Origin of the sequence: Rathayibacter sp. AY1A7 (assembly GCF_002930845.1) — a bacterium.
Lineage (GTDB): Bacteria > Actinomycetota > Actinomycetes > Actinomycetales > Microbacteriaceae > Rathayibacter.
In genome coordinates this window covers 14,645-34,228 of record NZ_PSTL01000003.1, presented here as the reverse complement: position 1 = coordinate 34,228, position 19,584 = coordinate 14,645, and the positions used below count along the sequence as shown (strand labels likewise).

Sequence of the window (19,584 nt, the reverse complement as noted above, 5' to 3'; positions counted from 1 at the left end):
CCGCATCGAGACGGTGCGAGGGTGGCAATCGGTTGCCGACGGCGCCGGAAGGCGCCGCGCGGAGGGGCGGGGTGGAGGTCTAGGCCGCCTGAGCGGCGACCGCGGCGACGAGGGCCGGGTCGTCGGCGAGGCGCGGGTCGACGAGCCGCAGCAGTGCCTCGACGGGCCGGGCGGAGCCGAGGGCGCGGTCGAGGGCGGGGCGCTGCGCGTCGGGCAGGCGGTCGCCCTGGAGCAGCAGCGCGATCCAGTCGGCGGCGGCACGGAGGGAGGCGGCTCCGTCGTGTCCGCCCGCGCGCTCGGCGAGGAGCACGGGCGCGATCCGGATGCGGAGCTTGGCGGTCGCGTCGGCGCCGATCTGCTCGAGGCGGTGCTCGATCCGGGGGTTGCCGAAGCGCCCGAGGAGGGCGGCGCAGTAGGCGTCCGCGTCGAGACCGGCGGGGAGGCCGGCCGCCGCCTCCGCCCAGAACGCCTCGACGGCGCTCCGGCAGGCGGGGTCGGCGATCGCCTCCGCGACGGTGGCGCGGCCCCGCCGGCGGCCGGTGGCGGCGAGGAGCGTGTGCGCGCCGTTGAGGAGTCGCAGCTTGCGCCGCTCGAAGGGCTCGATGTCGTCCACGAAGCGGGCTCCGGCGCGCTCCCAGGCGGGCCGGCCGGCGGGGAAGCCGCCGCAGAGGACCCAGTCGCGGAAAGGCTCGGTCACGACGGACGCGGCGTCGCTGATGCCGGTGAGCTCGGCCTCCGCCTCCCGGTCCGCCGCCGTGGTCGCCGGGGTGATCCGGTCGACGGAGGTCGACACGAACGAGACGGTGCGGTCGATCCAGTCGGCGAGCGACGGGTCGAGCCGCTCGGCGAGCAGGAGCAGCCCACGGCGCACGAGAGGGCCGTTGCCGGAGAGGTTGTCGCAGGGGACGACGGCGAGCGGGCCGGAGCCGGCGTCGCGCCGGGCGGTGAGGCCGAGGAGGAGGCGGCCGAGCGCGGTCGTCGGCGCTCCTCCCGATCGGAGGGCGGCGAGGTCGCTCCGGACGGCGGGGTCGTCCAGGTCGGGGCCGCCGTCCGCGGCGAGACGGTACCCGGCCTCCGTGATCGTCAGCGTGACGATCGCCGTCGCCGGAGCCGCGACGAGCTCGACGAGACGCGCGACGTCCGCGCCGTCGACCGCCTCGACGATGCTGCCCACGACCGTCGCCGAGTCGCCCTCCGGTCCGCGCTCGATCAGCGTGAACAGGCCGTCCTGCGCGGCGAGCTCCTCGGCCGCGCGGGGGCTCCGGCCGGTGAATGCGGCGATGCCCCACTCGTGGTCGTCGTCGACGGCGTGCGTGTACCAGGCCTGGTGCGCTCGGTGGAAGGCGCCGAGGCCGAGGTGGACGATGCGGACGGGAGCCGCCGGCAGGCCCGCGGACGCGCGATCGAGCGCGCCTCCTCCGCCGTGCCCGCTCACAGCTTGAAGACCTTCCGCGGCTGGGAGTCGACGAGGTCCAGGATGACGGCGCTCGCCGTCTCGGAGTCGATGCGCCCCTCGGCGACCAGGCGCGCGAGGAACGCCGCGTCCACCCTCCGCGCCATGTCGTGACGGGCCGGGATGGAGAGGAACGCGCGGGTGTCGTCGATGAAGCCGGAGCTCCGAGAGAAGCCGGCGGTCTCCGTCACGGCGGCGCGGAAGCGCAGCACCGCGTCGGGCGCGTCGAGGAACCACCACGGCGCTCCGAGGAACACCGACGGGTAGTAGCCGGCGAGGGGAGCGAGCTCGCGCGAGTGGGTGCTCTCGTCGATCCCGAAGAGGACGAGGTGGAAGCCCGGTGCGTTGCCGAGCTCCTGCAGCAGCGGGCGGAGGGGCTCGGCGAACCGGGTCGCGACGGGGATGTCGTGGCCGGTGTCGGGGCCGAAGCGCTCGAAGGTCGGCCGATCGTGGTTGCGCAGCACGCCGGCGTGGACGGTCATCACCAGGCCGTCGTCGACGCTCATGCGGGCGGACTGCAGCAGCAGGTGGGCGGCGAGGACGGGGCTGCCCTCGGCGTCGATCGTGCCGGCGCGGGCGCGGGCGAAGAGGGACTGCGCCTCGGCGGGGTCGAGGTCGACGGTCAGCGGCTCCAGCACTCCGTGGTCGGCGGAGACGGCACCGTGGTCGAGGAAGTACCGGCGCCGGGCGCGGAGGGCCTCGAGGAATCCGGGGAAGCTGGACTCCTTCGTTCCGGTGGCGGCGGCCAGGGCGGCGACGCGCTCGGGCCAGCCGGGGGTGGAGGGATCGAGGTAGGCGTCGGGGCGGAAGGTCGGCAGCACGCGGCCCGGGAACGCCGGATCCTCCGCCAGAGCCCGATGGACGGCCAGGTCGTCCAGCGGATCGTCGGTCGTCGCCAGCACCTCGATCCCGAACCGCTCGAAGAGCGCCCGCGGGCGGAAGGCGTCGGACGCCAGCCGGGCCCCGATCGCCGCGAAGAGGGCGTCGGCGGTGGAGGCGTCGGGCTGCTCGGTGATGCCGAACTGCTCGGCGAGGATCGACTGGAGCCAGTAGCCCGAGGCGGTTCCCGCGAAGATCCGCCAGTGCGCGCAGAACGTGCGCCACACCTCCTCCGGGCCGGCGAGGCGCTCGCCTCCGGGGATGCCGAGATCGCCGAGGTCGATCCCGGCGGAGTGGAGCAGACGGGTGACGTAGTGGTCGTGCCGGAGGAAGAGCTCGGCCGCGTCGGCGAACGGGCGGTCCTCGAGCAGGAGGCGCGGATCCACGTGCCCGTGCGGGGAGAGGATCGGCAGGTCGGCGACGCTCGCGTGGAGGTCGCGGGCGATCGCCCGGGTCGTCGGGTCGATCGGCAGGAGTCGGTCGGGATCGTTCAGCAGCTTCGTCGGCACGGGGCCATCCAAGTATGGGTGCGAAGGAGTGTCAACCGATTGCCAAGGCTGTCGCACCGGTTGGCGCGCCGGGGCGCGGACCGGGGTCAGGAGTCGCGGCGGGGTCCCGTCGAGGCGCGCGGGACGAACTCCGTCGGCAGGTCGTCGGCCCGCTCCGGAGGCTCCTCGTCGCCGAGCACCCGGCGGACCGCCCGCTCGCCCATCCGGCCCAGCGGTGCGCTGATGGTCGACAGCGGCGGCGAGGTGAAGTCGCTCCCGAAGATGTCGTCGAAGCCGATGATGCTGAGCTGCTCCGGGATCGCGACGCCCGACTCCTGAGCCGCGCGCATCAGTCCGATGGCGACCAGGTCGTTGTAGGCGATCACCGCGCCGACGCCGGAGGCGGTCACCCTCGCGAGCGCGCTCCTCCCGCCCTCGAGGGTCGAGACGCCCGGCCCGATCTCGACGACCGTCATGCCCCGCTGCGGAGCGCGGTCGAGGAGGAGCTCCCATCGCGCGGCGCTCATCCACGAGTCGGGCGGACCGGCGATGAAGGCGAGGGAGCGGTGGCCGAGGGCCGCGAGGTGGTCGAGCGCGGCGTCGATCCCGGGGGCGAGATCGGGCACGATCCCCGCGACGCCGGGGACCACGCGGTTGAGGACGACGACGGGGATGCGCCCGGCCAGCGCGATGATCTCCTCGTCGCTGAGGCGGGTGCTGACGAGGACGAGCCCGTCGGTGGAGGCGGCGATGCGGTCGGCCGCCTCGGCCTCGCGCTCCCCGGACTCCTGCGACTCGGCGAGGATCATCGTGAAGCCGCGGTGCGACGCCGCCCGCTCCGCTCCGCGCACGGCGGGGAAGAAGGCCGGGTTGGTGATGTCGGCCACCAGCAGCCCGAGGGTCGAGGTGCGGCCCGTCGGCAGTGCGCGCGCCATCGGGTTGAGCCGGTAGCCCAGCTCCTTGGCGGCGGCGCGGATCCGCTGCTCGGTCGCGGCGTTCAGCCGTCCGGGCGTGCTCAGCCCGCGCGAGACGGTGGAGGGGGCGACGCCGGCGAGTCGGGCGACGTCGTAGATCGTCGTCGCGGAGCGGCCGCGGCGTCTCGCGGCGGAGGGGCCGGTGGGCGCGTCTTCGCTGGGCACGATCGCGGTCTTCTCTCGAGGGGCACGGCGGCGGACGGGGCGCCGTCCGCCGCCCATGCTGCCACAGGGCCGAGAAGCCCGCCCGGCCCGTCGCTCGCGTCCGGGTCGGGCCGGATCGGGGAGCCCGCGCTCCGGCAGGCCGCCGTCGCCGGCCTGCCGCCCACCGCTCCGGCCCCGTCCAGCGCGGGTCCGCACGGCTCCGCCCCGTCAGCTCCGCTCCGGGAACGCCCCCTCCTCGCGGATGCGCTCGTTGAGCGCCGCCAGGAACACGCCCTCGTCGAGGTCGAGCGGTACCTCGCGTCCCGTCCAGCTCGAGTAGTGGATGGCGTTGGCGAGCCGGACCCCGAGGATCCCCTCCGCCCCGGGTGCGAGCAGCGGCGTGCCGTGCAGGATGCTGTCCGCGAAGTCCTGCAGGACGGCCGTGTGCTGCTCGCCCCAGACCGACGCCGACTCGATCCGCTCCGTCGTGGAGAGGCCCGCGGTGTCGTAGCGACCGCCGAGCAGGAGGCCCACGTCCTCGGCGCTGAGGGCGGCGCTGACCTCGCGCTCGGGGGCGTTCAGCCGGGTGATCGTCGCGACCCGGGAGTCGTCGACGACGATCCGGCCGCGGTCGCCGATGATCTCGAGGCGGTCGGTGCCGATCGGGTCGTGCGTCGTGGTGACCAGCACGCCGGTCGTGCCCCCGCCGAAGTCGGCGAGCACCGTCACCTCGTCCTCCACTGCGATGTCGCGGCACCGCCCGTAGCCGGCCTTCGCGACCACCGACTCCGGCACTCCGCACAGCCACTGCCACAGGTCGAGCTGGTGGGGCGCCTGGTTGACCAGGACGCCTCCGCCCTCGCCTCCCCAGGTCGCGCGCCACGCGCTCTGGTCGAAGTAGGCCTGCGGCCGCCACCAGGTCGTGATGATCCAGTTCGAGCGCAGGATCCGGCCGATCCCGCCCTCGTCGACGACCTCCTTGAGCCGGCGGTAGAGCGGGTTCGCCCGCTGGTTGAACATGATCGCGAAGCGCTGACCGGGACGGGCGGCGGCGGCCTCGTTCAGCTCCGCCACCTGCGCGGCGTAGACGCCCGCCGGCTTGTCGACCAGCACGTGCAGCCCGTGCTCGAGAGCGTCGATGCCGATCCCGGGGTGGAGGTAGTGCGGAGTGCAGACGACGACGGCGTCGACCTCTCCGCTCGCGAGGAGGGAGCGGTGGTCGGCGTGGAAGGACGCTCCGGGCGCGAGCGCGGCGGCCGCCGCCTCCCGGGCGGGGTCGACGTCGGCGACGGCGGTGACGACGAGGTCGCGCACCCTGCCGTCGGCGAGGAAGCGGGCGTAGGAGGAGCCCTGGGCGCCGAATCCGATGATGCCGAGGCGGACGGTGGTCATGGGAGGAGTCCTTCGTTCGGGGTGGAATGGGGGATCCGCGCGGGCGCGCTCGGGGCGTAGGCGGCCTGGACGATAGCGAGCGACCTCGCCGCCTCGCGGGGCGAGATCCAGAAGGGCTCGTCCTCGCCGAGGCGGGCGTAGAAGTCGTGCACGAGCAGCTCGTGCGAGGCGCCCCAGTACGAGCGCCCGCCGGATCGGCGCTCCGTGTCCGGGACGACCTCGACGGATCCGTCGTCGCGCCGCACGGTGAGGGCACCGCGCAGCGAGACGATGGCGCGCTCGGTGCGCAGGCGGAGCTCGACCGGCTCGTCCCACGCGTTCGCCACGGTCGCGTAGAGGACGCTGCGCGCGCGGGAGGCGTGGGTGAGCACCAGGTCGGCGGTGTCCTCGACCTCGATCGGCAGCAGGCGCGTGGAGGCGGAGCCGCTCACCGCGACCACCTCGCCGAGGAGCCACTGCAGGAGGTCGACGGTGTGGATCGCCTGGTTCATCAGCATCCCGCCGCCGCCCTCGGCCCGCATCCCGCGCCAGGGGCGGTCGAGGTAGTAGCCGGGAGTGCGGTGCCAGAGCACGGTCGCGGCCGCACCCGTCACGGCACCCAGGGAGCCGGACGCCAGCAGCTCGCGGAGGCGCTGCACGGGCGGGTTGTAGCGGTTCTGGAAGCAGACGCCGATGCGCGCCCCGCCCCGCTCGGCCGCGGCGATCACCTGCTCGCCCTCGGCGACGGAGGAGGCGAGCGGCTTCTCGAGGAGCACCGCGACGCCGCGGTCCAGGGCCGCGACCGCCAGCGCGGCGTGCGTGCTGTGCGGAGTGCAGACGTGCACGACGTCGGGGCGGACGGAGTCGAGCATCCGGACCGCCTCGGGGAAGCCCGGCACCGCGTGCCTCTCGGCGGCCGCGGCGAGCCGGCCCGGGTCGGTGTCGCAGACCGCCACCAGCTCCGCGCCGGGTGCGGTGCCGATCGCCGCGAGGTGGACGGAGGATATGTCGCCGCAGCCGATCACCGCCGCGCGGACGGTCATCGCAGGTCGATCCCGAGCGAGGAGGCGAGCCCCCGGAAGGCCCGAGCGGCCACTCCGAACGACTCGGGGCCGGAGAATCCGCCGAGGGCGTCCGTGATCGCGAGGTGCGGCTCCAGCGAGGCGACGCCCGTCCAGCCGTCGTCGCGCAGGGCGGTGAGCGTCTCGCGCAGCTGGCCGTCGCCCTCGCCGGCGGGCACCACGGTGCCGGTCGCGGCCACCGCGTCCTTCACCTGCAGGTAGTCGACGTAGGGCCGCAGCGCCGTCCAGCCGTCGTCGAAGGGCCGCACCCCGCACTGCACGAAGTTCGCGTTGTCCCAGGCGAGGCGCAGGGCGGGCGAGCCGACGGACTCGACCAGGTCGAGGATCCGCTCGGGGACGTCGCCGTAGATGTCCTTCTCGTTCTCGTGCAGCAGCACCACGCCCTCGCGCTCGGCTCGATCGGCGAGTCTGCGCATGCGCAGCAGGACGTCGTCGCGGATGCTCTCGACCGGCACTCCCTCGCCCCGGTAGAACGAGAAGACGCGGATGCTCGGCGTGCCGAGGGCGTGCGCGGCGCGGATGACGCGGTCGAGGCGCGCCACCTCGAGCTCGGGGTCGAGGGCGACGTCGACCTTGCCGATGGGCGAGGCGACGGCCGAGACGGACTGGCCGCCGCGCTCGAGCACGGCGGCCAGGCGGGCGAGGCGCTCGTCGTCGAGGTCGACGACGTTCCGGCCCCAGGCGCTGCGCACCTCGATGCTGTGCGCGCCGAGCGCTCGGAGGACGGCGACCTGGACGACCGGGTCGGGGTCGATCTCGTCGCCGAAGCCGGAGAGGGTCCAGGGTGCGGGGTTCGCGGGTGCGGGGGTCGCGGGTGCGGTGGTCACGGTGCGTGCCTCGTTCTCGTCGTCGGGAACCGGCGGGCAGGAGCGCCGCCGTGCCACGACCATACGCGTATTGGCAACCGATTGACAAGATCGGAGGCGCGCCTCTACCGTCGAGGGCGTTCCGGGCCGCGGAGACGCCGGCCCCCACCGCGACCGGGAGGACTGCCGTGACCAGGATCGGCGTGCAGGCGATGATGCTGAAGGACGCGTTCGCCTCGGCGGGCGCCTTCGCGACGCTCCGGGAGGTCCGAGCGATCGGCTACCGGTCGGTGGAGATCTCGCAGATCCCGCTGACGGCGGCCACCATGGCCGAGCTGCAGCGGGCGCGGGACGAGCTCGGCGTCGAGATCGCGGCGATCTCGGCGGGCCTGGCACCGGGGGACTCCCCGGGCGCCGCGCTCGAGGGCGGGCTCGCCGGGATCGTCGCCGACGCCCGCGCGCTCGGCACGCGCACGGTCCGGATCGGCATGCTGCCCGCCTCCGCGGCGGCCTCGCCGGCCGCTCTGCTCGACTTCGCCGACCGCTGCCAGGCCGCCGCGGCGAGGCTCCGCGACGACGGGCTGCGGCTGCTGCTCCACAACCACCACCACGAGTTCGCGCGGCACGGCGGCCGCCTCCTGCTCGACGTCGTCGCCGACCGGGCTCCGCTGCTGGGGCTCGAGCTCGACGTGCACTGGGTGCAGCGGGGCGGGCTCGATCCCGTGACGACGCTGCGCCGGTACGGGGAGCGCGTCGCCCTGGTGCACCTGAAGGACTACCGGGTCGGGCCGCCCGCCGACATGTCCGGCGGGTGGTCCGTGCACGCCTTCACCTCGAACGTGCAGTTCGCCGAGGTGGGGGAGGGAAACCTCGACTTCCCGGGGATCATCGGGACGAGCCTCGCGCTCGGCGTCGACCATCTCCTCGTCGAGCAGGACGAGCGCTACGGGCGGAGCGCGCTCGACTGCCTGCGGACCTCGCACGCGAACCTCGTCGCGATGGGCTTCTCGGACCTGTTCTGAGGAGCGGCCGAGGCTCCTCGCCAGGGATCGGAGCGGCCCGTTCTCCACCGCTCAGGGGCCCGGGTCCCCGCCGCGTCGGGCGCGACGGCACGCTTGCTCTCCGTGCCCGACCAGTCCGTGGTCGAGTGGACCGAGGACGCCGCCCCGCACGCCGAGGAGGAGGAACGACGACCGGGAAGACGACTGCGAACGACGGCTCGACGGCCCTCGGCTACCCGCCCGCGTACGGCCGCCCCGCTCCGGCCACCCTCCGCCCGGTCGATCGGGGATCTCCGTTCCGTCCTCGCATCCGGGCGCAGCCCCGGAGAAGAAGCAGCCGGATCCGCCGGGGTCCGCCTCCGCTCCGCGGAGCGGAGGACAATGGAGGGACCCCCAGCGAAGGAGACCACCGTGGATCAGCCGCGCATGAACGTCGAGTCGTTCAACCTCGACCACCGCACCGTCGCAGCGCCGTACGTGCGCCTCGCCGACGCGAAGACGCTGCCCGGAGGCGACCACCTCGTCAAGTACGACGTGCGCTTCACCCAGCCGAACCGCGGGCACCTCGAGATGCCCACCGTGCACTCGCTCGAGCACCTTTTCGCCGAGAAGTCCCGCAACCACTCCGACCGCGTGATCGACTTCTCGCCGATGGGCTGCCAGACCGGCTTCTACCTGCTCCTCTCGGGCGAGCCCGAGCTCTCCGAGGTGCTCGGCCTGGTCGAGGCGACGCTCCAGGACATCACCGAGGCCGACGAGGTCCCGGCCGCCAACGAGACCCAGTGCGGCTGGGGCGCCAACCACTCCCTCGAGGGGGCGCAGGAGGCAGCGCGCACGTTCCTCGCGCACCGCTCGGAGTGGGAGACGGTCACCGCGTGAGCACGGCGATCGTCCTGGTCGCGATGGACGAGGAGGCCACGCCGTTCCTCGCCGCCGCGTCCAGCGCCTCCGAGCCGCGCGCCGTCGGCAACGCGCTGCAGTGGGAGCTCGAGCTCGACTCCCGCGCGGTGCTGCTCGTCCGCACCGGCATCGGCCTCGTCAACGCGGCCGGCGGTCTCACCGCAGCGATCCTGCGGGAGGGCGGCTCCCGGCCGCTCGTGGTGAGCGCGGGGACCGCCGGCGGCCTGGGCGCCGACGTCCGCGTGGGCGAGGTCGTGATCGGCGCCGAGTACGTGCAGACCGACGCCGATGCGCGGGCGTTCGGCTACGCGCTCGGGCAGGTTCCGGGGATGCCCGCCCGCTACTCCGGGTACGACGCGGCGCTCGCCGCGGAGCTCGAGCTGCTGGAGGGGCCGCCGGTGCGCCGCGGCCTGATCGTCTCGAGCGACGTCTTCGTCTCGAGCGCCCACGTGGACCGCGTGCGGAACGACTTCCCCGGCGCGCTCGCCACCGACATGGAGTCCGTCGCCCTCGCGCAGACGGCGCACGTGCACGGGCTGCCGTTCGTCTCGGTCCGCGGGATCTCGGACCTCTGCGCCCCCGGCGAGTTCGAGGCGCACGTCGACGACGCGGCCGATCGCTCCGTCGCCGTGGTGCGGGCGCTGCTGCGCGGGCTCGGCGACCGGGACTGACGGACGGGCGGCCCTCCGCGACAGCGCGGAAGGGCCGCCCGGCGGTCAGTCGTTGCCGACGTGCTGGTCGCCGGCCTCCTGGGCCTTGTCGACCTGGCCGGCGAACTTCCCGCCGGTCGCGGAGTCGGCGGCGTCGCCCGCCTTGTCGAGTCCCTTGTCGGTCAGCTCCTCGCCCTTGTCGCTGTTCACGGCGTTCTTCGCCTTGTCCGCGAGTCCTCCGAGATCCACCATGGGGTCGTTCCTTCCGTCGATGAGCGCCCGTCGAGCAACGGGTCGCCGCCAGTCTCCGCCGCTCGGCGAGGATCTGCGCGGGGTTGCGTCTCACGGCCGCGCCGAGGACGATGCGCCTCCGGCCCGGCCCGTCAGCCCGCTGCGCCGAGCCCCGTCACCGCACCGGCGATCGCCGTCGTCTCCTCGCCGTCCGGCCAGCGCAGCCGCACGCCCGGCTCCGTGACGACGCTCCCCACCGCGGCCGTCGCGGTCCAGGGTGTGCCCATCCTCGACTCCCCCCGCCGGTCGGCGGTGATCATCGCGAAGCCGGGGAAGCAGCCGAGCCAGTCGGCGGTGCCGGCCGCCTCGGGGACGGGGACCGCCGCGAGGTCGATCACCGCTCCTCCTCCGCTGGCCTCGGCGAGCATGCCGACCGTCCCCACCAGCCCGGCCATGCTCACGTCCTTCGCCGCCCTCGGCCGCGCGAGTCCGACGGAGGCGGCCATCGCCCGGAGCTCCTCCGCGCGCCGGGACGACGTCGAGTCCCACTGGGCGCCCGCGAAGCCGGGCCGCCAGCCGCCCCCGAGGTCGGCCGTCAGCGAGAGCTCGTCGCCCGGAGCGGCCGCGCCCGGCACCGGCGCCGCGGTACGGCCGAGACCGGTGACGCTCAGGGCCGCCGGCACTCCGAGCTGGGTGTGCCCGCCGAGCACGGGGACGCCCCAGGCGGCGGAGGCGGCCCGCAGACCGCTCACGATGCGCGCGGCGGCGGCCGCGTCGCGAGCGCCGATCGCGTCCATCAGCCCGATGCCGGTCGCGCCCATCGCGGTGAGGTCGTTGACGTTGACCAGCACCGAGCACCACCCCGCCCACTCCGGGTGGCGCTCCACCATGGACGGGACGATCGCGTCGCAGACGGCGATCAGGTCGCTGCCCGGGACCGGTGCTCCGTCGTCGCCGACGAAGCCCGCCCCACCGAGGCCCCCCTCGGCCGCCAGCGGAGCCAGAAGGGCGCCGAGGGCCGCCTTGGCCGCGGTCGCCGCCCGGTCGAGCCGGTCGATCGGCCAGCGCATCCGGGCGTGCTCGACTCCGGCGACGGTGCTCGTGCCGATCCTCCGCCAGCCGAGCCGCCGGAACAGCACCTCGTTGCGCAGCTGCACCGAGGCCTCGAAGCGGAGCACCCCGCGCGCCTCCGCCTCGGCGCAGGCCGCGCGCACGAGGGCGGCGCCGATCCCGGAGCCGCCCCGCGCCTCGCGCGCCACCACCAGGCGGCTGCCGGTCCACCAGCCCAGATCGCGTCCGCCGCCCACAGGCGCGAGCCGGACCCCGCCGAGCACCGCGCCGTCCGGCGCCACCGCGACGAGCACCACCGAGCGCGGATCGTCGTCGTCGTCGTCGTGGTCGTCGCCCGCGAACAGCCCCTGCTCGGCGACGAAGACCTCGCGCCGCAGGGCCCGGTGCGCGGCGAGCTCGCGCTCCTCCGCCCGCACCACCGTGAACGCAGGCGCGACCCGAACACCCTCGAGGATCGAGAGCTCCACCATCAGGCGCCGGCCGTCTTCAGGACGCCGCAGGCCCCGCACGCCGCGCAGCCCGCACTCTGGCCGCTGCTCAGCATCCCGGCCTCGATCAGGAGCGCGGCGACCTCGGCGCTGACCCGCTCCAGCAGTGACCCGGCCGGCGGGAGCACGTGGTCGACCTCGGTCGCCAGGGTCCCGCGCAGCGGACGGAAGGGCACCACGAAGGGGTAGACCCCCATCCCGATCAGCTCGCGGGCGCTCGTGACCAGCTCGTCCGGGTCCTCGCCGAGGCCCACCAGGAGGTAGGTCGAGACCTGGTTGCGGCCGAAGATCCGCACCGCCTCGCGCCACGCCCAGCGGTACTCGTCCAGGCTGACCCGCGCCTTGCCCGGGGTCCAGCGCTGCCGCACCGCGTCGTCCATCGACTCCACGTGGATGCCGATCGAGACGGCGCCCGCGTCCTTCAGCGCCTGCAGCGCCGAGACGTCGGAGGGCGGCTCGCACTGCACCTGGATCGGCAGCCCGGGGACCGCCGCGAGCACCGCGCGGACGCAGCGCGCGAGGTGGGCCGCTCCGCGGTCGCGGCCCTTGGAGGTGCCGGTGGTCATCACCATCTGGCGCACGCCGTCGAGGCGGACCGCCGCCTCCGCGACCTCGGCGAGCTGGGCCGGGGTCTTGACCGCGATGGTCGCACCGGCTTCGAGCGAGGCCTCGATCGCGCAGAAGCGGCAGCGCTCCGCCTCGTCGTAGCGCATGCAGGTCTGGACGACGGTGGTCGCGAGGATGTCACGGCCGTGCAGCCGGGCGATCTTCTCGTAGGAGACGCCGTCGGCGGTGTCGAGATCGTAGAAGCGCGGGCGGCGGACGGGAGTCACGTCCAGGCCGATGTCGGCGCCCTCGAGCAGGAGGCGGTTCCCGCTCACCACGTAGGGGCTGTCGGGGTTCACCGGGATCGCGGCGCCCAGGCCGCCGAGCATCACGTGCCCGTCGTCGCTCGGGCCGGCGCCGGCCTCGCGGTGCACCGGTGCCTCGACGCGGATGCCCTGCAGGGCGATGTCGACGCGGGTGCGGAGGGCGGAGGGGCCGGTGCGGCGGATCCCGGTCGAGTGCGCCCCGCCCGGGGAGTGCGCCCCGCCGACCGGGTGCGGGCCGGCGGCCGGGTGCGCCGCACCGGTTGCCGGCGGCGAGGACGCGGGGGAGGGACTGCGGAGATCGGTCACGAGGACTCCTTCGTGGCACCGCGGAGCGGGCCGGACGGGCCGCGCACAGCGGCGGCCGGGATGTCGGTGCGGTCGTCTCACCCCCCAGTCAAGGCGCCTCGTGTTTCGCCCTCGTGACGGGAGGAACGCGGTCTCGTTACGGATACGCCGTCACGGGAGCTTCTTCCGGTGGAAACCACTCCGAAACATCCCGGCCGTTGACTGGACGCGTTCCACTCCGCACCACTGCTCCACCCCGGCGGACGTCGTCCCGCGTCGTCTCAGCGCATCCCGCCGGAGCCATGCACTCGCACGCCGCTTCGGCGGACCGACACCAGGAGGAACCATGTCCGTCTCCCAGGAGATCGAAGACCAGGTCAGCGCCAACATCGAGAAGTCGCGCTCCGAGATCGCCCACCCGGCGCTCCCGAAGGGCAGCAACCTCTACGGCTCCACCAAGGTCTTCCCCGACTACCAGGCCGAGCCCGGGGAGTCGTACCTGACCCTCGTGCACGGCATCGCCCACGAGTCCTCGGTCAGCTTCGTCGCGGTGCTCCAGGCCACCCGCGCGGCGCGCAAGGGCTACGAGTCCGCGCTCTACTTCTACGGGCCCGGCACCATCAACGCGATGGCCACCCGCGGCTTCCCGACGGTCGGCGACTCCGGATTCCCCGGCGAGCAGAACCTCAACAACGCCATCGAGACCTTCGTCCAGGAGGGGAACCGCGTCTTCGTCTGCCGGTTCGGCATGGCGCTGCACGGCCTCCGCGAGGAGGACCTGATCGAGGGCTGCATCCCCTGCCACCCGCTCGACGTGCAGGACGCGCTCATCCACTACGCCCGCAAGGGCGCGATCATCAACTCCACCTACAACCTGTAGGCGATCGCGATGACCCTCGTCGGATCGGTCGCTGCGAACTTCACCCGCGACCTGGAGCAGAACTACGCGCTCATCGCCTCCCTGGCCGAGGAGGCCCGCGAGAGGGGGGTGCGCTTCCTCGTGCTCCCCGAGGCCGCGATCGGCGGCTACCTCTCCTCGCTCGGCAACCACGGCGACACGGTCGCCACCACCCGCCGCTCCCTCCCGCCGGCGGTGCGCCTGGACGGGCCGGAGCTGCGGCGGGTGCAGGAGATCGTCGGCGACCTGGTGGTGGCGATCGGCTTCTGCGAGCTCGACGACGACGGCGAGACCCGCTACAACGCGGCCGCGCTGCTGGACGGCGGGCAGGTGTACGGCAGCTACCGGAAGGTGCACCAGCCGCTGGGCGAGCACCTCTCGTACTCGCCGGGCCCGGGCTACGGCACCTTCGAGACGCCGGTCGGCCGGGTGGGACTGCAGATCTGCTACGACAAGGCGTTCCCCGAGGCGGCGCGGTCGATGGCGCTGGACGGGGCCGAGATCATCGCCTCGCTCTCGGCGTGGCCGGCCGCTCGGACGGCGACCGCCGAGAACCTGCAGGAGGACCGCTGGACCTACCGGTTCAACCAGTTCGACATCGCCCGCGCCCTCGACAACCAGGTGTTCTGGCTCGCCTCGAACCAGTCGGGGACCTTCGGCTCGCTCCGCTACGTCGGGAACGCGAAGGTCGTCGATCCCGGCGGCAACGTGCTCGCGACGACGCTGCTCGGAGCAGGCGTGGCCGTCGCCGACATCGACGTGCGCGGCACGTTCGAGGCGATGCGCGGCGGGATGTTCCACCTGCGCGACCGGCGGCCCGACGCCTACGACATCGGCCGCGTCTGGAACGGAGGACTCGTCCATGCCTGAGATGACCTTCCACGTCCGCTGGCCGGACGGCTCGGAGGAGCGCTGCTACTCGCCGAGCCTGGTCGTGCACGAGTTCCTCGGGACCGGGACCGCCTACTCGCTCGAGGACTTCGTCGCCCGTTCGAGCGAGGCGCTGCGCATCGCGTCGGACCGGGTGCGGGAGCGGTTCGGGTTCGCCTGCACCTCCGCGATGCAGCAGGAGTCCGACATCCTCCGCACGGCGAAGCGCTTCGAGGGCGGCACGGTCAGGGTGCTCGCGATGGAGCCGCCCGCCCCGGCCGGGCAGCGGGTGCGGCCGTGAGTGCCGCGATCGAGCCCGGGCGCCACGTCGAGGTCGCGGTGGTCGGAGGCGGGCAGGCCGGGCTCTCGATCAGCCGGCACCTGGTCGACGACGGCATCGAGCACGTCGTGCTCGAGCGCGCGAGCATCGGCCACGACTGGGTCGACCGCCGCTGGGACGCCTTCACCCTCGTCACGCCGAACTGGCAGTGCCGCCTCCCCGGGTACCCCTACGACGGGCCGGACCCGGACGGATTCATGACGCGCGACGAGGTGCACGCGTGGGTGCGCCGCTACGCGCAGAGCTTCGACGCCCCGGTGGTCGAGGGCGTGGAGGTGAGCCGGCTGCGCGAGCGCGCCGGGGGAGGATTCGAGCTGGTCACGAGCGCGGGCTCGATCACGGCCGACCAGGTCGTCGTGGCGACCGGCGGCTACCACCGCCCGGTCCTCCCCGCCGTCGCCGCGCGGCTGCCGGTGGACGTGCTGCAGCTCCACTCCGCGGACTACCGCTCGCCGGAGGCGCTCCCGCCCGGCGGCGTGCTCGTCGTCGGATCCGGGCAGTCGGGCGCGCAGATCGCCGAGGACCTCTTCCTCGCCGGGCGCGACGTCCACCTCGCCCTCGGCAGCGCACCGCGGGTGGCGCGCTTCTACCGGGGCCGCGACTGCGTCGCCTGGCTCCAGGACATGGGCGTGTACGACGTGCCCGTCCACGCGCAGGTCGGCGGGCTCACCAAGCGGGAGTCGACCAACCACTACGTGACGGGGCGCGGGGGCGGGCGGGACATCGACCTGCGCGCCTTCGCCCGCGACGGGATGCACCTCTACGGCCGGCTGGCCGAGGTGGAGGGGTCGCGGCTGCGCTTCGCCCCCACGGCGGAGGCCTCGCTCGACTACGCGGACTCGGTCGCGGAGTCGATCAAGGACGACATCGACCGCTACATCGCGGCGCACGGCATCGACGCTCCCGAGGAGGCCCGCTGCCGTCCGGTCTGGCGGCCGGAGTCCGAGGCGACAGAGCTCGACCTCGCGCGCATCGGCAGCGTCGTCTGGGCGGTCGGGTTCCGCTCCGACTACCACTGGGTCGAGATCGGCGTGTTCGACGGCGCCGGCCATCCCACCCACCAGCGCGGAGTGACGAGCGTGCCGGGCCTGTCGTTCCTCGGGCTGCCGTGGCTGCACACCTGGGGGTCCGGCCGCTTCGAGGCGATCGCCCGCGATGCGGGGCACCTGGCGGAGGAGGTCCGGCGAGTGCGCGAGGCGGGGCGCTTCGCTCGGGAGCGCGAGCCGGATCTTGCCGGATAGCCTCCTCGCATGACGGAGACGGTGATGGGTGCGGTCGCAGCGCACTTCGGTCGCGACATCGACCGCACCCTCGCCAAGCTCGCCGGCATCATCGCTCACGCCCGCGAGCGCTCGGTCGACCTGCTCGTGCTCCCGGACGCGACCCTCGGCGGCTACCTGCTCGACCTCCAGCACCCCGGGCCGGACCTGCCGCCGAGCCTCGAGCTCGATGGGCCGGAGGTCGCCCGCGTGGCCGAGCTGGCGGGCGATCTCACCGTGTGCTTCGGGATCGCGGAGCGCGCGCTCGAGGGCGGTCGCGAGGTCCGCTACGACACCGCGGTCTGCGTGCACGGCGGGCGCTTGATCGGCACGCACCGCAAGGTCCACCTGCCGCTGGGCGAGTCCGAGGCGTACCTGCCGGGTCGCGGCTTCGCCGCCTTCGACTCGCCGATCGGGAGGATGGGGATGCTGATCGACTTCGACAAGACCTTCCCTGAGTCCTCGCGCTCGCTGGCCCTCGACGGCGCGGAGGTGCTGGCCTGCCTCAGCGCGTGGCCCGCGAGCGTGACCGACCGCTCCGATCGGATCCGCAACGACCGCCAGGCCCACCTGTTCGATCTCTACGACTGCGCCCGCGCCGCCGAGAACCAGGTCTACCTCGTCTCCTCGAACCAGACCGGCGTGCTCGGCGGCCTGCGGTTCCTCGGGCAGGCGAAGGTCGTGGATCCGGCGGGAGAGATCATCGCGAAGACCTGGGCGAAGGGCGGGCTCGCGCTCGCCTCCGCTGACGTCGCCGGCTCCGTCGCCCGCGCCCGCCGCACGATGCACCACCTCCGCGACCGCGCGGAGCACGCCTACCGGAGCTGAGATGCGGATCTGCCTGCTGACCTACTCCACCCGGCCGCGCGGCGGGGTGGTGCACACCCTCGCCCTCGCCGAGGCGCTCGCGCGCGCCGGACACGACGTCACGGTGCGCACGCTCGCCCGGGGCGGCGACGACTCCTTCTTCCGCCCCGTCGATCCGTGCGTGACCGTGCGGGTGGTGCCCTTTCCGCACCGCGAGGGCGAGCCGGTCGGCGCCCGCATCGTTCGGTCCATCGCCGCGATGGCCGAGGCCCTGCGGGGCGAGGACGCCCCGGTCGTCCACGCGCAGGACTGCATCTCGGCCAACGCGGCGCTCGCCGCCGGACTCGCGCCGATCCGCACGATCCACCACCTGGACGACTTCACCACCCCGGAGCTGCGCGCCTGCCACGACCGCGCCGTCCGGCTCCCCCTGACCCGGCTGTGCGTGTCCGCTGCGGTCGCCGAGGAGGTGCGCGCCGGCTGGGGGCTGCTGCCCGACGTGATCCCGAACGGTGTCGACGCGGCGCGGTTCGCGGCCGCCGTCGACGATCCGCTGACCGGGGGGTGGCGGGCCGAGCTCGGCCCGTACCTCCTCGCCCTCGGCGGCATCGAGCCGCGGAAGGGCAGCATCGAGCTGCTCGAGGCGTGGGCTCTGCTGCGCGAGCGCGGCCACGACGTCGCGCTGGTGTTCGGCGGCGGCGAGACCCTGTTCGACTACCGCGAGTACCGGGCCGCCTTCGACCGGAGGGCGGCCGAGCTCGGGATCGCTCCGGTGATCCTCGGCACCGTTCCGGAGGAGAGGCTCGCTCCGCTCGTCGCCGGCGCCTCCGCGCTGGGCTTCGTCTCGGTGAAGGAGGGGTTCGGGCTGGCGGCGATGGAGGCGCTCGCCGCGGGGGTGCCGGTCGTGGCGCGGGAGCTGCCGGTGATCCACGAGGTGTTCGGGGACGCGGTCCGCTACGGGCGGGACCCCGCCTCCTTCGCCGACGCGCTGGAGGAGGCCCTGACGCTGCCCTCGCCGGACGGCCGGGCCCTGGCCGCCTCGCACTCCTGGGACGACGTCGCGGCCGCGCATCTGCGGTTCTACGAGCGGGTGCTCGACGGCTCGGTTCAGAGCTCAGGAGGAACTCCTCCGGACGGGCCGGGATCCGCGCGAGCAGGCGTGCCCGGATGACTCCGTCCTGCCGCCTGGACACGATCGGGCGCCGCCGGTGACCCGCCGGTCGATCTCGCGCATCGTCACCGGTCTCGCCGACGCCGATCCCGACCGGATCGTCGCCGTGGCCGACGAGGGCGCGCTGACGGCGGGGGAGCTCGACCGCGAGAGCACCCGCCTCGCCCGCGCCTACCGCGATCTCGGCGTCCGGACCGACGACCTCGTCACCGTCTCGCTCTCGAACTCGCTGGACGCGCTCGTCGTCTGCGCGGCGGTCTGGAAGGCGGGCGCCGTGCCGCAGCCGGTCTCGACCGGGCTGTCGGCGGCGGAGCGCGCCGAGGTGGAGCGGATCGCGCGGCCGGCGCTCGTCATCGGCGCGCCCTCCTCCTCCGCTGTCCCGTGGCGCGCGGGCGACTGGCGGCCCGGGCCGGAGGTGCCGGCCGGCTCGCTCGAGGACCGGTGGGCCTCGTCCTGGAAGGCGCCCACCTCCTCCGGCAGCACGGGGCGGCCGAAGGTGGTGCTGGCCGCGGGCCCGGCGCTGCTGGATCCGGACGCGCCGGTCGCGCCGTTCCTGCCGCGCGAGGGCGTGCAGCTGGTGAGCGGCCCGCTGATGCACTCGGCGACCTTCACCTACGCCTTCCGCGGGCTGATGACCGGGCAGCGCCTGGTGCTGCTGCCGCGGTTCGACGCCGCCCGGGTCCTCGCGGCGATCGAGGAGCACCGCGTCACCTGGACCCTGCTCGTCCCGACCACGATCCGCCGCCTGCTGGCTGCGCCCGAGCGGTCGGGGGCGGACGTGTCCTCGCTCGCGACGGTGCTGCACCTCGGAGCGCCCTGCGCGCCCGCCGACAAGCGGGCGCTGATCGGCTGGCTCGGCCCGGAGCGGGTGGTCGAGGTCTATGCGGGCAGCGAGTCGAACGGACTGACGATGATCACGGGCCGGGAGTGGCTGGAGCACCCGGGCAGTGTCGGACGGCCGATCAGCGGGACGACCCTGCGCATCCAGCGGGAGGACGGCACGGAGGCTCCGACCGGCGAGCTCGGCCGCATCTGGCTGCACCGCGGCGAGGCCCCCGCCTACCGCTACCTCGGCGCGGGCTCGCGGCGGACGGAGGAGGGCTGGGACACCCTCGGCGACGTCGGCCGCGTCGACGGGGACGGGTGGCTCTGGGTGGTCGACCGCGCCGACGATCTGATCCTCCGGGGCGGAGTGAGCGTCTGGCCGGCCGAGGTCGAGCGGGTGCTGGAGGCCCTGCCCGGAGTCCGCGGGGCGGTCGCCTTCGGCGTGCCGGACACGGAGCTGGGGCAGGCGGTTGAGGCGGTCGTCGACGTGGGCGACGCGGGCGTGGACCCGGCCGGTCTGCTCGCTCGGGCGAACGCCGAGCTGGGCGCTGAGCGGCGCCTCCGAGCCCTCCGGATCGTGCACGAGCCCGTTCGGAGCGACGCGGGCAAGGTCCGTCGCTCCGCGCTCGCCCCCGTGGCGCAGACGCTCGGGACCCACCGTTCCGCCGGCACCCCGGATGGGCCAGAGTAGGCCCTGCGCCCCCGCGCACCGACTCCAG

The 19,584-nt window shown here is 74.4% G+C and carries 19 protein-coding genes; 10 read left to right on the top strand and 9 right to left on the bottom strand.

The features are described from left to right. Nucleotides 1-79: 79 nt before the first annotated feature. From C5B95_RS03835 to C5B95_RS03810, 6 genes are all read right to left on the bottom strand, one after another. Nucleotides 80-1,435, bottom strand: coding sequence for a mannitol dehydrogenase family protein (locus tag C5B95_RS03835; protein WP_258059783.1), 1,356 nt, complete (start codon nt 1,433-1,435; stop codon nt 80-82). Further along, a complete protein-coding gene (gene uxaC / locus C5B95_RS03830) occupies nt 1,432-2,841 on the bottom strand; it encodes a glucuronate isomerase (protein ID WP_104348524.1) in 1,410 nt (469 codons plus the stop codon). Before uxaC ends, C5B95_RS03835 begins: the two co-directional genes overlap by 4 nt. An 86-nt stretch (nt 2,842-2,927) precedes the next feature. Further along, on the bottom strand, nt 2,928-3,959 hold the full coding sequence (locus tag C5B95_RS03825; protein ID WP_181067990.1) for a LacI family DNA-binding transcriptional regulator: 1,032 nt from the start codon (nt 3,957-3,959) through the stop codon (nt 2,928-2,930). A gap of 207 nt (nt 3,960-4,166) precedes the next feature. Beyond that, nucleotides 4,167-5,330, bottom strand: a complete 1,164-nt coding sequence (locus C5B95_RS03820) for a Gfo/Idh/MocA family protein (protein WP_104266579.1) — start codon at nt 5,328-5,330, stop codon at nt 4,167-4,169. Further along, nucleotides 5,327-6,352, bottom strand: coding sequence for a Gfo/Idh/MocA family protein (locus C5B95_RS03815; protein ID WP_104348522.1), 1,026 nt, complete (start codon nt 6,350-6,352; stop codon nt 5,327-5,329). The genes C5B95_RS03820 and C5B95_RS03815 overlap by 4 nt, the downstream gene beginning before the upstream one ends. Beyond that, complete coding sequence (locus C5B95_RS03810) at nt 6,349-7,218, bottom strand: sugar phosphate isomerase/epimerase (protein ID WP_258059782.1); 870 nt, start codon at nt 7,216-7,218, stop codon at nt 6,349-6,351. The genes C5B95_RS03815 and C5B95_RS03810 overlap by 4 nt, the downstream gene beginning before the upstream one ends. A 167-nt stretch (nt 7,219-7,385) precedes the next feature. On the opposite strand from C5B95_RS03810, the gene C5B95_RS03805 reads away from it, so the two are divergent. The 3 genes from C5B95_RS03805 (at nt 7,386) to mtnN (ending at nt 9,769) form a co-directional block, all read left to right on the top strand. Further along, nucleotides 7,386-8,219, top strand: a complete 834-nt coding sequence (locus tag C5B95_RS03805) for a sugar phosphate isomerase/epimerase (protein WP_258059781.1) — start codon at nt 7,386-7,388, stop codon at nt 8,217-8,219. Between the two features lie 405 nt (nt 8,220-8,624). Then, nucleotides 8,625-9,077, top strand: coding sequence for an S-ribosylhomocysteine lyase (locus tag C5B95_RS03800; protein ID WP_104222722.1), 453 nt, complete (start codon nt 8,625-8,627; stop codon nt 9,075-9,077). After that, entirely contained in the window at nt 9,074-9,769 is a 696-nt protein-coding gene (gene mtnN / locus C5B95_RS03795; protein WP_258059780.1) for a 5'-methylthioadenosine/S-adenosylhomocysteine nucleosidase, read from the top strand. The genes C5B95_RS03800 and mtnN overlap by 4 nt, the downstream gene beginning before the upstream one ends. A gap of 45 nt (nt 9,770-9,814) precedes the next feature. On the opposite strand, the gene C5B95_RS03790 is transcribed toward mtnN, so the two are convergent. The 3 genes from C5B95_RS03790 to C5B95_RS03780 all read right to left on the bottom strand — a co-directional run bounded on the left by C5B95_RS03790 (nt 9,815) and on the right by C5B95_RS03780 (nt 12,716). Next, complete coding sequence (locus C5B95_RS03790) at nt 9,815-10,000, bottom strand: antitoxin (protein ID WP_104222638.1); 186 nt, start codon at nt 9,998-10,000, stop codon at nt 9,815-9,817. Nucleotides 10,001-10,131: 131 nt separating this feature from the next. Further along, nucleotides 10,132-11,520: an MSMEG_0567/sll0787 family protein gene (locus tag C5B95_RS03785; RefSeq protein WP_104348520.1), complete on the bottom strand. Its 1,389-nt coding sequence runs from the start codon at nt 11,518-11,520 to the stop codon at nt 10,132-10,134. Next, nucleotides 11,520-12,716 (bottom strand): MSMEG_0568 family radical SAM protein, encoded by a 1,197-nt coding sequence (locus C5B95_RS03780; RefSeq protein ID WP_258059779.1) that lies wholly within the window; start codon nt 12,714-12,716, stop codon nt 11,520-11,522. The genes C5B95_RS03785 and C5B95_RS03780 overlap by 1 nt, the downstream gene beginning before the upstream one ends. A gap of 325 nt (nt 12,717-13,041) precedes the next feature. Here C5B95_RS03780 and C5B95_RS03775 point away from each other — a divergent pair, with 325 nt between their 5' ends. The 7 genes from C5B95_RS03775 to C5B95_RS03745 are packed head-to-tail and all read left to right on the top strand — an operon-like array spanning nt 13,042 to nt 19,556. Then, nucleotides 13,042-13,575, top strand: a complete 534-nt coding sequence (locus C5B95_RS03775; protein ID WP_104237998.1) for an MSMEG_0572/Sll0783 family nitrogen starvation response protein — start codon at nt 13,042-13,044, stop codon at nt 13,573-13,575. Between the two features lie 9 nt (nt 13,576-13,584). Next, complete coding sequence (locus C5B95_RS03770; protein ID WP_104348519.1) at nt 13,585-14,463, top strand: carbon-nitrogen hydrolase family protein; 879 nt, start codon at nt 13,585-13,587, stop codon at nt 14,461-14,463. Then, complete coding sequence (locus tag C5B95_RS03765; RefSeq protein ID WP_104348518.1) at nt 14,456-14,764, top strand: MSMEG_0570 family nitrogen starvation response protein; 309 nt, start codon at nt 14,456-14,458, stop codon at nt 14,762-14,764. Before C5B95_RS03770 ends, C5B95_RS03765 begins: the two co-directional genes overlap by 8 nt. Then, nucleotides 14,761-16,044 (top strand): MSMEG_0569 family flavin-dependent oxidoreductase, encoded by a 1,284-nt coding sequence (locus C5B95_RS03760; protein ID WP_219813813.1) that lies wholly within the window; start codon nt 14,761-14,763, stop codon nt 16,042-16,044. Before C5B95_RS03765 ends, C5B95_RS03760 begins: the two co-directional genes overlap by 4 nt. A gap of 9 nt (nt 16,045-16,053) precedes the next feature. Then, nucleotides 16,054-16,890 (top strand): carbon-nitrogen hydrolase family protein, encoded by an 837-nt coding sequence (locus tag C5B95_RS03755; RefSeq protein ID WP_104250272.1) that lies wholly within the window; start codon nt 16,054-16,056, stop codon nt 16,888-16,890. A 1-nt stretch (nt 16,891) separates the two neighbouring features. Continuing rightward, complete coding sequence (locus C5B95_RS03750) at nt 16,892-18,040, top strand: MSMEG_0565 family glycosyltransferase (RefSeq protein WP_104222632.1); 1,149 nt, start codon at nt 16,892-16,894, stop codon at nt 18,038-18,040. 37 nt (nt 18,041-18,077) lie between these two features. Beyond that, the gene (locus tag C5B95_RS03745) at nt 18,078-19,556 is read left to right on the top strand and encodes an AMP-binding protein (RefSeq protein ID WP_104348517.1); all 1,479 of its coding nucleotides are present in this window, start codon (nt 18,078-18,080) and stop codon (nt 19,554-19,556) included. Nucleotides 19,557-19,584 lie beyond the last annotated feature (28 nt).

Bases quoted from the DNA above. Each gene is read 5' to 3' on its own strand.
- C5B95_RS03820 (WP_104266579.1), bottom strand. From the start codon at position 5,330: ATGACCACCGTCCGCCTCGGCATCATCGGATTCGGCGCCCAGGGCTCC.
- C5B95_RS03815 (WP_104348522.1), bottom strand. From the start codon at position 6,352: ATGACCGTCCGCGCGGCGGTGATCGGCTGCGGCGACATATCCTCCGTC.
- C5B95_RS03800 (WP_104222722.1), top strand. From the start codon at position 8,625: ATGAACGTCGAGTCGTTCAACCTCGACCACCGCACCGTCGCAGCGCCG.
- C5B95_RS03790 (WP_104222638.1), bottom strand. From the start codon at position 10,000: ATGGTGGATCTCGGAGGACTCGCGGACAAGGCGAAGAACGCCGTGAAC.
- C5B95_RS03785 (WP_104348520.1), bottom strand. From the start codon at position 11,520: ATGGTGGAGCTCTCGATCCTCGAGGGTGTTCGGGTCGCGCCTGCGTTC.
- C5B95_RS03775 (WP_104237998.1), top strand. From the start codon at position 13,042: ATGTCCGTCTCCCAGGAGATCGAAGACCAGGTCAGCGCCAACATCGAG.
- C5B95_RS03770 (WP_104348519.1), top strand. From the start codon at position 13,585: ATGACCCTCGTCGGATCGGTCGCTGCGAACTTCACCCGCGACCTGGAG.
- C5B95_RS03765 (WP_104348518.1), top strand. From the start codon at position 14,456: ATGCCTGAGATGACCTTCCACGTCCGCTGGCCGGACGGCTCGGAGGAG.
- C5B95_RS03755 (WP_104250272.1), top strand. From the start codon at position 16,054: ATGACGGAGACGGTGATGGGTGCGGTCGCAGCGCACTTCGGTCGCGAC.
- C5B95_RS03750 (WP_104222632.1), top strand. From the start codon at position 16,892: ATGCGGATCTGCCTGCTGACCTACTCCACCCGGCCGCGCGGCGGGGTG.